Origin of the sequence: Brevibacillus sp. LEMMJ03, assembly GCF_007197875.1 — a bacterium.
GTDB lineage: Bacteria > Bacillota > Bacilli > Brevibacillales > Brevibacillaceae > Brevibacillus > Brevibacillus thermoruber.
This window is the reverse complement of record NZ_VKJN01000004.1, coordinates 108,278-121,381: the sequence shown is the minus strand read 5'-3', so window position 1 is coordinate 121,381 and position 13,104 is coordinate 108,278. Positions and strand designations below refer to the sequence as shown.

15 protein-coding genes are annotated in these 13,104 nt (G+C 55.3%); 2 read left to right on the top strand and 13 right to left on the bottom strand.

The features are described 5' to 3' along the window. Positions 1–35: 35 nt before the first annotated feature. From FOI68_RS06940 to FOI68_RS06905, 8 genes are all read right to left on the bottom strand, one after another. Positions 36–1,565: a 4-hydroxyphenylacetate 3-hydroxylase family protein gene (locus FOI68_RS06940; protein ID WP_143862726.1), complete on the bottom strand. Its 1,530-nt coding sequence runs from the start codon at positions 1,563–1,565 to the stop codon at positions 36–38. Positions 1,566–1,697: 132 nt separating this feature from the next. After that, positions 1,698–2,330 carry a TetR/AcrR family transcriptional regulator gene (locus FOI68_RS06935; RefSeq protein WP_029098841.1) on the bottom strand — a complete coding sequence of 211 codons (633 nt, stop codon included), beginning with the start codon at positions 2,328–2,330 and terminating at the stop codon, positions 1,698–1,700. Positions 2,331–2,575: 245 nt separating this feature from the next. Further along, positions 2,576–2,893 (bottom strand): antibiotic biosynthesis monooxygenase family protein, encoded by a 318-nt coding sequence (locus tag FOI68_RS06930; RefSeq protein ID WP_143862813.1) that lies wholly within the window; start codon positions 2,891–2,893, stop codon positions 2,576–2,578. Positions 2,894–2,908: 15 nt separating this feature from the next. Then, positions 2,909–3,673: an alpha/beta hydrolase gene (locus FOI68_RS06925; RefSeq protein ID WP_143862725.1), complete on the bottom strand. Its 765-nt coding sequence runs from the start codon at positions 3,671–3,673 to the stop codon at positions 2,909–2,911. Positions 3,674–3,685: 12 nt separating this feature from the next. Then, entirely contained in the window at positions 3,686–4,708 is a 1,023-nt protein-coding gene (locus FOI68_RS06920; RefSeq protein ID WP_035297216.1) for a FecCD family ABC transporter permease, read from the bottom strand. Further along, a complete protein-coding gene (locus FOI68_RS06915; RefSeq protein WP_143862724.1) occupies positions 4,701–5,708 on the bottom strand; it encodes a FecCD family ABC transporter permease in 1,008 nt (335 codons plus the stop codon). Before FOI68_RS06915 ends, FOI68_RS06920 begins: the two co-directional genes overlap by 8 nt. Before the next feature lie 25 nt (positions 5,709–5,733). Next, positions 5,734–6,732, bottom strand: coding sequence for an iron-hydroxamate ABC transporter substrate-binding protein (locus FOI68_RS06910; protein ID WP_370512106.1), 999 nt, complete (start codon positions 6,730–6,732; stop codon positions 5,734–5,736). Positions 6,733–6,836: 104 nt separating this feature from the next. Further along, entirely contained in the window at positions 6,837–8,492 is a 1,656-nt protein-coding gene (locus tag FOI68_RS06905) for an AraC family transcriptional regulator (protein WP_255433393.1), read from the bottom strand. A 211-nt stretch (positions 8,493–8,703) separates the two neighbouring features. Between FOI68_RS06905 and FOI68_RS06900 the strand changes: the two genes are divergently transcribed. Further along, on the top strand, positions 8,704–8,820 hold the full coding sequence (locus FOI68_RS06900) for a YjcZ family sporulation protein (protein WP_083989743.1): 117 nt from the start codon (positions 8,704–8,706) through the stop codon (positions 8,818–8,820). Between the two features lie 162 nt (positions 8,821–8,982). Here the strand turns inward: FOI68_RS06900 and FOI68_RS06895 are convergent, their stop codons facing one another. Further along, positions 8,983–9,744: an N-acetylmuramoyl-L-alanine amidase family protein gene (locus FOI68_RS06895; protein WP_255433392.1), complete on the bottom strand. Its 762-nt coding sequence runs from the start codon at positions 9,742–9,744 to the stop codon at positions 8,983–8,985. 153 nt (positions 9,745–9,897) lie between these two features. Further along, a complete protein-coding gene (locus FOI68_RS06890) occupies positions 9,898–10,107 on the bottom strand; it encodes a hypothetical protein (protein ID WP_143862723.1) in 210 nt (69 codons plus the stop codon). 299 nt (positions 10,108–10,406) lie between these two features. On the opposite strand from FOI68_RS06890, the gene FOI68_RS06885 reads away from it, so the two are divergent. Continuing rightward, positions 10,407–11,168 (top strand): polysaccharide deacetylase family protein, encoded by a 762-nt coding sequence (locus FOI68_RS06885; RefSeq protein ID WP_143862722.1) that lies wholly within the window; start codon positions 10,407–10,409, stop codon positions 11,166–11,168. A gap of 150 nt (positions 11,169–11,318) precedes the next feature. On the opposite strand, the gene FOI68_RS06880 is transcribed toward FOI68_RS06885, so the two are convergent. From FOI68_RS06880 to FOI68_RS06870, 3 genes are all read right to left on the bottom strand, one after another. Next, complete coding sequence (locus FOI68_RS06880) at positions 11,319–11,612, bottom strand: hypothetical protein (protein ID WP_044898165.1); 294 nt, start codon at positions 11,610–11,612, stop codon at positions 11,319–11,321. 129 nt (positions 11,613–11,741) lie between these two features. Further along, the gene (locus FOI68_RS06875) at positions 11,742–11,834 is read right to left on the bottom strand and encodes a YjcZ family sporulation protein (protein WP_029098832.1); all 93 of its coding nucleotides are present in this window, start codon (positions 11,832–11,834) and stop codon (positions 11,742–11,744) included. 341 nt (positions 11,835–12,175) lie between these two features. Beyond that, positions 12,176–12,892 (bottom strand): HoxN/HupN/NixA family nickel/cobalt transporter, encoded by a 717-nt coding sequence (locus tag FOI68_RS06870; protein WP_065066607.1) that lies wholly within the window; start codon positions 12,890–12,892, stop codon positions 12,176–12,178. Between the last annotated feature and the right edge of the window lie 212 nt (positions 12,893–13,104).

The window sequence follows — 13,104 nt, the reverse complement described above, 5'->3', positions numbered from 1 at the left end:
CGATGGTCATCGTCATTCCTCGCACGCGCTTTTGATCAACGATCCTGCCTGTACGTCACGCTTTCGCATTCCTGTTCGCAGAGATCGTCATTGACACAGGTTTCACATTCCTTGCAGGTTCCGTCCCATTTCGCAAAACACTTCAACTTGTGCAAAATGTGTTTCTTCTGACTGTCCATATCGTAATGGCGAACGGCCGACATCCGCATGGCTTCCGGCGAACCGCCGCCATGAAGGCTGATCAGCGCGTAAAACCCGCCTTCCTTCGACGCTGTCAAATCCTCGAGGAACCGCGCCATTCGGATGCGTTCCTCCGCCGTTACACCGTGCTTTCCGACCAGGTACCGATCGATCAGTTCCCCGGCCTCCGGAATCGCCATGTCTTCCGGGGTGGGCGCCGTCACCACGATCCCTCCGCTGATTTCATGGGCAAGCCGGAACAAATCATAGACCTGCTCGGCCAGCATCAGTTTGCCGATGTTGGACTGCACGGCATCGGGCACGAAATTGCCGGCCACCGTCTTGCGGCCGTAAACGGAAGCCGCGACTCCCGTTGCGTAAAACCCCTCGGTGATGCGAATCAGTTCGCCCAGGTTTCGCCGGATATGCGGAACATCCGTGTGAGGCAGGCCATTGTACTCGGCCATGAGCGCCGAGGCCCCGATGATCATGTCGCCCAGACCGGCACGGGCGCCAATGCACGAATGCCGGTGATGATTCGCAAACGCCTCGGCCAATTTCCCCGTGTATTCCCACTCTCCGCACAGAAATACCCTGTCCCACGGAACAAAGACATCGTTGAAAATGACAAGGGCAGTGGACTGTCCAAAATTGGAGCTGAACGGAGCTTCGGCGTCTTCCGGGCGTCCGGCCGGTTTTGCGATGATTTTGATCCCCGGTGCGTCAACCGGAACGGCAAAAGACACGGCGTAGTCCCCGTCTTCCTTCTGCATGGCCCGGGTGGGCAGCACAATGAATTCATGGACATACGGAGCGCCGGTGATATTGGCTTTGGCCCCGCGCACAACGATCCCGTTCCGATTCCGTTCCACCACGCGCACGTACAGGTCGGGATCGGCCTGTTCATGAGGCCGCTTGCTTCTGTCCCCTTTTGCGTCGGTAACGGCCGTTGCGCACGTCAGGTCGTGTTTCTGCACGTGCAGCAGATACTCCTGAAACGCGGAAAAATAGTCCGTGTGTTTATCCGCGTCGATCATGGCGGTGATTTCGGCCAATGCGCCAAGCGCGTCGTGCATGAGGTAGCGCTGCCCGCATCCCGTCCACTTGCAAATCAACCGCACCATTTCCAGTTTCTTCAACAAGTCGTCTGTGCTGTAATCGAGGGCATTCAAGCGATTCACCTTTGTTCCATCCGCCAGGGCAGCCAGCATGATATCCTGGTGCTTCGGGTGGTGTGCCAGTTCGTACGTCACGGCGATGGCGTTAATGCCCGGTTGAAACAGCGGTTCGTCTGCGACACGTGTCACTTTCTTCCCCTTCACCTGAACGTCCGGATTGTACTCGTTCAGACTGGAAACATACTCTCTGCCGGTCATGAGTTTCATGCTCGTCTCTCCTCCTTTTCCTGACAAAGTCCGTTGGCAAACACGCGAACAACCCCAACGATCAGAACCACCACCCCTTTTGCATACTGACTAGTTAGTTGGCGCGGCGGGAAAGAAAAGGAAGCGCCTGCGTTATTGCAAAAGCGCTTGCAGCAATTCCAATCGTGTGGCGATGTAACGCTCCAGGGTAAATTTCTTCGATAGGGACCACCGCCGAAACGCCCACATTTGAGCCTGCACCAGAATATCTTCAGCGATGAGCGGAACCGATCGGGGATCGATCGAAAACACGCCGCGTTCAATCCCCAGCCTGATGTGGTTCTCCAAATGGCTGCACAGCCGTTGTTCCCGGCTGAGGAACGAGCTTCGGGCCGCTTTCTCCAACGAAGCGGTTTCCTGATACATGAGGACAACGTAATCCGAGAGCTGGTCCACAATCCGGTACAGTGCGGTAACCGATTTCGCAATCACCTCCATCGGGTCGAGATCTTCTACTGCGACGGCGTACAGCGCTTCTTCGATTCGTGAATGGATATGGCAGCAAACCAAGTACAAAATGTCCTGCTTGTTTTTGACATATTGGAACATCGTCCCTGCGTTCATTCCGGCCAAATCCGCTATTTCCTTGGTGGTTGCCGCATGATACCCCTTTTGGGTAAACACGGTTACGGCCGCATCAATAATCTCCGCTCTTCTCTTTTCCACCAGATCCGGATCTTTCACTGACGTTTCCACGACATATTCTTCCGTGTGCGTTCCGCTCATCCGATTTCCTCTTTCCTGTTTGTTGACGTTTTCCCGCCATGCCAACTGACTAGTCAGTTTTTTAAGAATTTTACCAACAGTTTCTTTCTTTTGTCAATAACCGTGTGAAACATCCGATACATACAGGTGGCTTGAGGGAACCGCGGCGTCATCGGAATCCCCACCTTTGATCTCCTCACCCCGATGCCGTGACAAAGCCGGGCCATCCGCAGACAGCCCGGCTCTCTTCCCCTCCGATCCGACAATTACCTGCCGCTCTTGTACACTTTCACCTCGTATACATGATGGCTGGAACTGATGAGATAATCCGGCTTCGGCTTGCCTCTCGCCTGCCTGTGGCCTTCCAGATGGGCTTCGCTCAACTCCCATTTTTTCCATGCCTCTTCGGATTCCCACCGGATCATGACGATTACTTCTTCTTCTCCTTTTCTGCTCTTCTTGACCAGAACGCTCAGATCAACAAATCCCTCCGATTTTTCAACGGCTCCTTCCCGGCTGAACCGCTCCACCACTTTATCGGAGGTGCCTTCTTTTACGATCAGGTTCTTGGTTTCCACAAACACTGCACTCACTCCCTTCTATTCCTGAAACAGCCATTTCAGCGCTCCGGGGAACCGGCTGCGGAAGCAGGAAAGCTCGTGCCGGCCGCCTTCCTCCACATGAAACCTCAGTCGTTTCCCACTCACGCTGTCCGCCAAAATGGCGTACGCTTCTTTTGTTCGCGCGACCATTTCCCGCTGAATGGTCTGCTTCCCGTACCCTTCCAGACTCCCGACATCCAGATAAAGTTTCAGCCCGGTCTGCGCCATTTTCTGCGCGCGCATGTAGTCTACAAATCCTTCGTACCAGAACGAACCGGAAATCGAGCCGATTTTGCCGAACACGCCGGGATACAGGTACGCGGCGTACATCGAAACGAGGCCTCCCAGCGATTTGCCCATGATCCCCGTCTGATCGGGACGGCGATTCGTTTGGTACCTGCTGTCGATATACGGCTTCACCTGCTCGACGATGAACGAGAGGTATTCCGCTCCCCTGCCGCCAAAGTCACCGAATTGATCCGACAAGGCCTTGGCAAACCAGGGGGTGTACTCATGAATCCGGTTGACCGGTTTGATGCCGACCATGATGAGTTCGACCAGTTCTCCGCCGGCAAACATCCGCTCGATTTCATGCAGGGATTCGCAGGGACGCGGGGATGAATCCGCCTGATCGGCAAACAAGTCGCCGCCATCGTGCACGTAGACGACCGGAAACGATGCGGCACCATCCGAATACGAGGGCGGCAGATAGATCGACAGTTCCCTCTCCCTGAAATGATCGGTGACGATTGTGCCCCTCACGGCAGGTACCTCCTACACTTTCGCCCGAAACAGCAAGTAGACGAAATAGGGAACACCCACGATGGAAATGACGATTCCCACTGGCAGTTCGACCGGCGTAAAGACGGTTTTGGCAATAAAATCGGAAATGACGACAAGCAGCATGCCGACCAGTCCGCAAACCGGAATCACGCGGCGATGATGCAAGCCGACCAGCCGCTTGGCGATATGCGGAGACAACAGTCCGACAAACCCGATGCTGCCGGACACGGAAACGCACGCGCTGACAAGCCCGATGCTGCCGATCAAGAGCACACTCTTCTCTTTTTCCGTGCGCACGCCCAGACCTTTGACGCTCTCTTCTCCCAATTGAAGCACGTCCAGGAGCGGCGCTTTGCGGAAAATCACCGGAACGAAAACAAGAAACCACGGAATCATGGACACCACATAGTCCCAGTTGGCGTTCCAAATGCTCCCAGTCAGCCACACCGCCGCCATTTCGTAATCCTGTGGATTCATCTTGAGCGACAGATAGATCGTCAACGCGGACAGCCCGGATCCGACCGCAATCCCGACGAGGATCAGCGTACCGGGGTCCAGTCTTCCGCTTCTCCACGCGAACAGGTAGATGAATCCGGCGGCCATCAATCCGCCCGCCAGGCCGAACATGGGCATCGCCATAATGGAAAGCAGGCCTGCCCCGGTCATTTTCCCTTCAAACAGAAGCATGAAGAGGACGCCGGCGAACCCCGCTCCCGCATTGATGCCGAGAATGCCCGGATCGGCCAACCCGTTCTTCGTAATCCCCTGAACGACGGCTCCGGCGATCCCGAGGCCGAAACCGACAAACGCGGCAATGACAATGCGGGGAAGACGAAAATCGAAAACGACCATGTCGTGCTCCGGAACCGGATCGATGCGCATCAGCGTTTTGATCACATCGGTGACCGTCAGATCGAACACGCCGTTCGTCAGGCTGACATAGACGGCGGCAAGCAAGAGTCCCACGCCGGCGAAGAGCGTCGCCCAATAGCGTCGTTCCGTGCTGCTACGCATGTTTCCCCCCTCCTCTCGTGCGGATCAGGTAGAGGAAGAAAGGAACGCCGAAGATCGCGCAGACAACGCCGACCGGCGTCTCAAACGGGTCATTCAGGAAGCGGCTCAGGACATCGGCAAGCCCCAAAAAGACGGCGCCGAGCACACCGGAGCACGGGACGATCCAGCGATAGTCCAACCCGACCAGAAATCGGGCCACGTGCGGAATGATGAGTCCCACAAACCCGATTTTCCCGGCCAACGCGACGGAAATGCCGGTCAGGATGACGACGGCAGCGGTAGCGGCCGCTTTGATCAAGGTGGTCCGCTGTCCCAGGCTGACAGCGGTTTCGTCGCCCAGCGCAAGCACGGTAACCGATCGGGAAATGAGCAGGGCCGTCACGATTCCGACGAGCGCAAAGGGCACGGCCACCTTGATCATGCCGGGATCGATCTGGTGCAGCCGGGCGTTGTACCAGAAGCTTACATTTTGCGAGACTTGAAAATAGCTCGCGAGCGCCGCCGATGTGCTGCTCAGAAAGGTTCCGGTCACGGTGCCGATAATCGCCATCCGCACCGGCGACATGCCGTTCGGCAGAAGGGACGCCATTCCAAACACGATCCCCGTCCCCAGTGCCGAGCCGATGAGCGAAAACACGATCATGTCCAAAGACGAAGCGTCCGGCAGCAGGATCATGCAGAGGGTAATGACGAACGCCGAACCGTCCGTCACGCCCATAATGGCAGGGGACGCCAGATAGTTTCTTGTCATCCCCTGCATGAGTGCGCCCGACATGGCGAGGAACGCGCCGATCAGAATCGCGCCGACCGCTCTCGGCAGTCGGGAGTGCATCACAATCTGATGGTTCACGTTGCCGGCGTCAAAATGAACGAACGCCTCCCACACCATGCTTGCCTGAATATTCCGTGCGCCGTACAGAATGGATACCAGAACGACGAGTGCGATCGCAATCGGTGACAGCCCCAAAATAAGGGCCGGCATCGGAATGTTTCGTCTCATGTCCGTCTACACGCCTTGTTCAACATTACTGGGACAGCTTCTCCACGGCGGCCTTCAGAAAGTTGATTTTGCTCCATGCCGTACCGCCCTGGGCAAGCGGATCGACGACGTTGACATACACCCTGTTGTTTTTGACCGCATTGATGCTCTGCCAGATCGGATTGGCCTGTACCTCTTCCAGCGCTTTCGGATTCTCCTTGTTTTCATCCTGGGAGAACTGTACGAACAGGTAATCCGGGTTCATTTCGCTGAACCTTTCCAGGGAAATGGTCTCCTGCGCTTTTGCCGCTTTGATCGGTTCCGGCACCGGGAGGCCCAAATCCTTGTACAGGGTGTCGTTGAAGTATACATTCGCAGGGTAGATGTTGATATTGCCCTGTCTGTAGCGGATGACGACAACCTTTTTATCCTTCAGTTTCTCCCCCAACTGCGCTTTGGCCGCCTCCACATCCGCCTTGTATTTCTGCAGCGTCTGCTCGGCCAGGTCCTGTTTGCCCGTCAGTTCCGCCAGAAGGCGCAAATTGGCCTCCCAGTTCGTGGAGATGTGGGAATACGGAAACGTCGGCGCGATTTTGACCAGCTTTTCCGTTACTTCCGGCTTGAACTTGGAGGTACCCAGGATGACATCCGGCTTCAACTGGAGAATCGTCTCAAAATTCGGCTGCGTCTTCTCGCCGATCGACACCGTCGCCCCGGTAATCTCCTTGAACATGTCCGGGAATTTTCCCCCGACGGTAATCCCGCCGACCGGTTGAACGCCAAGCACGACGGCGTCCTCCATCGCTTCCAGGCTCCCGGTGATGACGATCCGTTCCACCTTTGCCGGGACGGTGTATTCCTTGTCCAGATAGCGGACGGTTCTCGTCGCTTGCTCAGCCGTATTTCCGGCGGGCGCCGCCACCGAATTGCCCGCGCTGTCATTCACTCCCGCCGTGGCGGTCTTGTCAGTAGAACCGCAAGCCGCCAAAAACAGCATGAGCAGGGCGACCAGCCCCGTGCCTGCACGTTTCATTCCCATTCTCATGTGCTGCAAATCTCCTTTCAGCATGTGCTTCGATGATTGAGGATGATTCTCATTGTTAATTCTAAGGACGAACAACCATGATGAACATGGACGAAATACGGAAATCAAGATGGACGATTTCCAGACAGCATCCGCACACACTCCTCCACAATCCGCTCATGGGCGGCGGCGGAATATTCGCGCCACGGGTCCGGCGGGATCACATACACGCGGTTGTTCCGAACCGCCTTCAACTGCCGCCACTCGGGGGTCTGCCGCAGTGCTTTCCAATACGACAGCGTTTCAGGCTCCTGGCGAATCATCAACAGCAGGCGATCCGCATCCACTTCCGCCAGCCGGCCCAGCTCGATTCGCTGATTGTAGACGTCGCTCTCGCAGCGGTACGCGGGCACCATCCGCAGGTCTCCGTAAAAGACCGCGGCCATGCTCCGGTTGCAGTATGCATACAGGTGCTCGTTCCGCATACGTACGATGAGGAATGTGTCGCCGCCCGTCTCGTTGGCAAGCTGTTCCCGGGCAGCCTCCACCTTCCGCTCGTAGTTCTTCAGCCAATGTTCCGCCTCCGCCGATTCGCCCAAGAAGCGGGCCACCATCCGAAGCTGCTCCCGCCAATCGTTCTCCATCGACGGTACATACAAAACGGGGGCGATTTCCTCCAGCTTCTGTTTCTCGCCGGGATCCACCGTGTCCATGCTGATGATCACATCCGGCCGCGCCTGCCTGAGCATGTCGATATTGGATTCCCAGTGTTCATTTTGACGGTATGCACTGAGATGAACCGCTATATCGCTCCGGTACGTCTGGTAGTAATAGGAGGTCCATTTCGGGTGAAGCGGCGCCGCGTACGGGATGATCCGGAGCGCCAGCAGGTGACCGACAATCGGGGCGCTGTAGGCGGCGATCTTGCGGCGGCGGCTCTTCATGTACACGGTAGGCGGCACGCCGACTTCCTTTTTGAATTTTCGGCTGAAATAAAACTCGTCGTGATAACCGACCTGATGCGCGATGTCCCGCAGTTTGGCACCGGATCGCGCCATCAGCGTCTTGGCCCTGTTGACGCGAAGTTGGGTCAAATAGTCGATCGCACTGATGCCGTACGTTTTTTTGAACAGATCGACAAAGTATTTCGGGCTGACTCCGGCAAGATGGGCCAGCTTCTCAATCGTTACATTTTGGTCAAAATTCTGATCCATGTACGCTTTCGCGCGGGCAAGCGAGGATTTTGAATCTTCCGCTGGAAGGCGGCCGCTTTTCAACAGGCAGTAAAGCAGTTCCTGAAAAGCGATCTGGCTGCGGAACCGCTCCAGCACGTCGCCGCTCTGCCAACAACGGTTCACGATCTCGCACAAGGAGAGAAGCTGGCTGCTGGCGGATGCGGGAAATTCCCTCTCGACCGGAAACGGGCGCTGTTCCCGTACAACCTGCAAATGCGAGTTCCTCTTGCCGGCCTGACGGAAGACGTCGAACCTGAACAGGAACATGTCCAGTCCGTGCGACGGATCGGCCGACACCCCGAACGTCTCCCCGGGCGGACAGACGTACACGGCGTTTGGCCGCAGTCGGCCATCATAATGGTCCATCGTGATGGTTCCCCGCCCTTTGGTCACGACCAGAAGAACATGGGAAAGGGTGAATTGCTGTTCCCCCCTCAGATCGCCGTCTCCTTTTATCCGCTCGAGATCCCGAAGGCGAAACAGAAACTCATCCACCGGAAGCACGTCCGTTTCATGCGTATCCGGTTCATTGTAGAGGGATATCACATTGGATCACCGTCCTTGTTCGAAACCCGACGTTTTGATGATAATAGTTATCATTATCATTGAGATTATATCAAACTGTCCGGCGTTTTTAAACGCCGCCTCCGTTTTGCCGAGCATTTGGCCGCTCCCCCCTTTTACGGCTCGTTTTGTGTTCCGCTTACGTCCAAGGTTCCACAACGTCCAAGCAAAAATCGCCTCTTGGTAATACAGTATGCATAGTTCAAGGAAAGGAGGGAAAGCCATGGGTCTCTTTCGCCGAAGGGAAGAATTTGCGTTAGTCTTGGTGCTGTTTGTGCTGCTGACGATTGTCGGATGTTCGTGCGACTGATCCAGGGTGAACAAGCAAAGGGAGAGCGCCTGCTCTCCCTTTGCTGTTTGGCTTGCCCCTTGCGCCAGGCTGGAGCATCGGGCTCATTCTTCACCCTGTCCGCTTCCAACAGTCCGTAGCCCCGTAAAAACGGAGAATCGGTCCCCTTGTGTGCGCTCAACGTTACATTTCGTGGATTTTTTCCCACAACTGCCTTCCCTTCTCCCATACGTCTTTCCAAAAATGGGTCCACGACGCTTTCTCATGGCCTTCCTTCTGCATGTCTCCTACCAGCAAGAAGTATTCGCGAATGCCGGAACAAATGGCTTTCGAAAGCTCGGCCTGCTTTTCAGGGCGGGTCATCTGCTCTCGATCCTGCGCGTTGCTGATAAATCCCATTTCCACGATAACGGTCGGGCAAATGGAGTGCCGCAGCAAATAATACGTCTTCCCCACTTTCGGTTCTTCCTTTTTGCCATACAGTTCGTTTAACTGATGCTGCAGGATGTCCGCAAGCAGGAAACTTTGATGGTTTTGCTGATACAGCACAAGTCCCCCGCGCATGTTTGGGTTTCTTGACCAGTTCACATGCAGGCTGACCATGGTTTGCGGGACCAAAGCGGCGGCCAGGCCCCGCCGTTGCGCCAAATCGCGCTTGTGGCGGGATGACGTGCTGGACCACCGATTTTCGTCGCTCAGTGCATAATCCCCGGTGCGATTGAGAATCACCTGATACCCTTCGGCCGACAATTCATGATACACTCTTCGCGCGATATCCAAATTGATGTGTTTTTCGTACAGGCCTTCGTGCGAGGTTCCCCCGTCAATCCCCCCGTGTCCCGCATCAATGACGACATGGATGGGAGAAATCACCTGACTGGAGGCAGTGGCGTGCGCAGGATACAGGAGCAGAACCGCCGTGAAAACGACGTACTTTCGCATCATTCTCCCTCTACGTTCCCTTTCCGGCTTTTTTTCGTAGTATGTTCCAACGGAAAAGCGGACATGCACAAATCCCCCCTCTCGATCCGTCCCTTTTCCGCCAAAAAACCCGCCTCCGCTGGGGAGACGGGTTTTTGTGACATCGTACTCCAGTCCTCAAAGCTCCCGGGATTGATCCCGTCCCTCGGCAAGATCGTCCAACTGCATCAGCCGTTCATTGATGACCTGAATCTTTTGATAGAACTCCGCACGCGTCTGCCAATTCACATGTGCGGCACACACTTCCTTTACCAGTTGATCGCGAAGCAGCTCCAGGGCGCTTCCATCGGTCGTGGCCAATACTTTTGCGTAAAATTCCCCGTTCATGACGGCCTGCCTCCTTTACACAGAATCAACACCAGCATACGGCGAAGCATCCCGGCAGGTTGTAGGCGAAGAAACAAATTCAGGGCGGGCCTCCTCTTTTGTACTTCAGCCCGCTGCATCCTCTCCGCTTCCGCCAGGCGACCATGTACGGGCCCTGACGATCCGGGTCACGCAGCGGACAAAGGACTGCTTGACCGCTGCAGGGGGCTCCTGTAATAAACCGGAACGCTCCGTTCCATAATAAGTTGGTCACCGCTTTGCTTCAGGCAGCCATCAGACACGCACAAGGAGGAAAAAACATGAAGCAAACGGCCATGCGCCTGCTGATTCCGCTGTGCCTTACGCTGGTCATGACAGGTGCCGGCGGAGATTCGGGGTTCGCAAACCGAATGGAAAAAGAGCGAAAATACTATGAGGACCGGGGCGATGTCGTCTGGGAAGTACCGACCGCGCAAAAGGTGATCGCCCTGACCTTTGACGATGGTCCCGATCCCGTCTACACCCCCCAGATCCTGGATCTGTTGAGAAGGTACCACGCGAAGGCCACCTTCTTCGTCGTCGGCCAGCGCGTGATGAACCATCCCGAAATCACCCGGCGCATCGTCGCAGAAGGACACGAAGTCGGCAACCACACGTTTAACCACGCCAATTTGATGAGGCTTCGTCCCGAGCAAATCCGCCACCAAATCGAAAAAACGTCTGGCCTCATCCATGCCGCCACCGGCAAGCATTCCGAACTGTTTCGCCCCCCGGGCGGCTACTACAATGAGACCATTGTGCACTGTGTGAGAAAAACCGGCCATCTGACGGTGATGTGGTCCTGGCATCAGGACACGCGGGATTGGAGCAATCCCGGAACGGACAAAATTGTCAACAAGGTATTGAACAACGCGCGGGGTGGGGACATTGTCATCATGCACGACTACGGCGGGAACCGGTCGCAAACCGTAACGGCTGTCGCCAGGATTCTGCCGGAACTGGCAAAACGCGGCTATCGGTTTGTCAGCGTGTCCCAATTGGTCAGCATCCGCGGCAAACTGCCGGTCAACCGCTCCAAATGAGGGGATACCCCGCCCTTTCCCCTGCGAGGGCACGAGGGCGGACGGCTATTCTTTCGTATCAGAGGCGCTTCGTACGATTTGCGAGCGTCACGCCGCCAGTGACCAATTCCATACCTTCCAATCACAAAAGGAGGGACATGAGCCCCCCTTTCACAGCAGTTCATCCTGATTTTTTTTCTGAGGACGAATTAATGCACCGGCCTGATGCAGCGTTTGCAGCAGTTCGCTGACTGTCCTCACTTGATCGACAATGGTTCCCAAATCGAGGTTTATTTTGGGAAGTCCAAACAAGGATCGCTTTCGAGGCGTATTGATCTTCTTCCATTCTTGAAAGTGCTGCTGCAGCGTTTCGGGATCCCTGCGCACCCGCTTGGGAACCTTGTTCGCTCGGAGCCATTCGTGAAATTCCGGAGGAAACTCGCCACCAGGTTTGATTTTGCTCATACAATCACCTCTTTCTCCGTGACGGTGTACTCAGCGGCAATGGGCACGTACACGGGTAAAAGTGAAAAAAGCAAAGGGAGAGCCCCTTTCCCCCTTTGCACAAACACCTCGGCGCGTTCACAGCCGCCTTTAACAGTCGCAATCACACCCGACAATGACCAGCAATACAAACAATACCAACACCAGCGCAAACCCGTTAAATTCGCCATTGAAGATACCCATTTGCATTCCCTCCTTTCGCACATGTAGTCATACTGTATGTGCATCAGATGGGAAATGCTTATACGATTACCTATCGGACAAAAAATCTTATCCACGCTGCCGGGACGAAACAGCGGACACCAAGCGCCGGTAAGCGCTTTCGATTTCCTCCAGGTCAACTCCCGAACGGCGGGCAGCCGCCAGAGAGGCTGCCACTCTGGCCGATTCCAGCACGCTGAACGCTTCCCGCACCGCGCTGCGCGAAACGGCAAGACGTTTGGCCAGATTGCCCCCGCCGTAAACATCTGATTATTGCGAATATATTGAATATGTTAGAAGGAGGCGCGTCAACGCCATCCATCCTATTGCATCCACAGCCTGAACAACCCCTCCGTATAGCCGAGGTTGTACATGTAATACAGGCCAAACGCGGCACTGATCCCTCCTGTCATTTTCGTCAGCACGCGGCTTATCTCGATGTTTTTCGCGCTGATCACGAAGGGAATCCCGATGATCGTCGTGGTCAGGAGCATGCCGATAATGGTGCCGGCACCGAACACCAGGATATACAGGCCGCCTTCCCATACACTGTTCACCGCAGCCATTGTCCACAGGACAAGGGCAGCGCTTCCCGCCAAGCCATGAACCAATCCGATCAGCAAGGACTTCCAGTACGACACCCGTTCATGCTGGTGATCATGGGACTCGCTCTGTTCATGCGAGTGAAAATGTTTGTGCGGCACCCCATCATGTTCGTGCTCATGCACGTGGATTTTCCTTTTCTTATAGGGAAAGAGGCTTGTGATGCCCAGGTAAACAAGCATGATACCGACAAGGAACTCCAGAGACATTGCCACTTTTTCGGGGATTCCGTTCTTTACGAGAAGGAATACCATGCCGACGACAAAAAGCGTGGCGGTATGTCCAATCCCCCAAAACAAACCGGCCAACGAAGCATTCCACAATCGCTTCGTCTGCGTGGCGACCGTGGATACGGCTATCACATGATCCGGTTCAATCGCATGTTTGATCCCCAAGACAAAGGCAACCGCCAACACCGACAACAAACTTGCTTCCATAACGCGATTCCGTCCTCTCTCCCATTCAGTTTGTCAAGGATTTTCTGCTGTGCGGGTCATGACGCAGTTTCCGCAGCCACTGCAGGTATCCAGTCATCTGCAGCGCCTCTCGTTCACGAAAAGGACATCCGAAACTTTCCTCCTTTTTCCTTGTTTTCACCATGATAAAGGTTTTTTACATGCTGCGAAAGAGAACACGGGGGCGTTTTTGA

Coding starts and splice junctions, on each gene's coding strand:
- FOI68_RS06890 (WP_143862723.1), bottom strand. CDS start 10,107: ATGAACGGGGAATTTTACGCAAAAGTATTGGCCACGACCGATGGAAGC.
- FOI68_RS06870 (WP_065066607.1), bottom strand. CDS start 12,892: ATGGAAGCAAGTTTGTTGTCGGTGTTGGCGGTTGCCTTTGTCTTGGGG.
- FOI68_RS06895 (WP_255433392.1), bottom strand. CDS start 9,744: ATGATGCGAAAGTACGTCGTTTTCACGGCGGTTCTGCTCCTGTATCCT.
- FOI68_RS06940 (WP_143862726.1), bottom strand. CDS start 1,565: ATGAAACTCATGACCGGCAGAGAGTATGTTTCCAGTCTGAACGAGTAC.
- FOI68_RS06900 (WP_083989743.1), top strand. CDS start 8,704: ATGCATAGTTCAAGGAAAGGAGGGAAAGCCATGGGTCTCTTTCGCCGA.
- FOI68_RS06910 (WP_370512106.1), bottom strand. CDS start 6,732: ATGAGAATGGGAATGAAACGTGCAGGCACGGGGCTGGTCGCCCTGCTC.
- FOI68_RS06915 (WP_143862724.1), bottom strand. CDS start 5,708: ATGAGACGAAACATTCCGATGCCGGCCCTTATTTTGGGGCTGTCACCG.
- FOI68_RS06920 (WP_035297216.1), bottom strand. CDS start 4,708: ATGCGTAGCAGCACGGAACGACGCTATTGGGCGACGCTCTTCGCCGGC.
- FOI68_RS06885 (WP_143862722.1), top strand. CDS start 10,407: ATGAAGCAAACGGCCATGCGCCTGCTGATTCCGCTGTGCCTTACGCTG.
- FOI68_RS06875 (WP_029098832.1), bottom strand. CDS start 11,834: ATGGGTATCTTCAATGGCGAATTTAACGGGTTTGCGCTGGTGTTGGTA.
- FOI68_RS06935 (WP_029098841.1), bottom strand. CDS start 2,330: ATGAGCGGAACGCACACGGAAGAATATGTCGTGGAAACGTCAGTGAAA.
- FOI68_RS06880 (WP_044898165.1), bottom strand. CDS start 11,612: ATGAGCAAAATCAAACCTGGTGGCGAGTTTCCTCCGGAATTTCACGAA.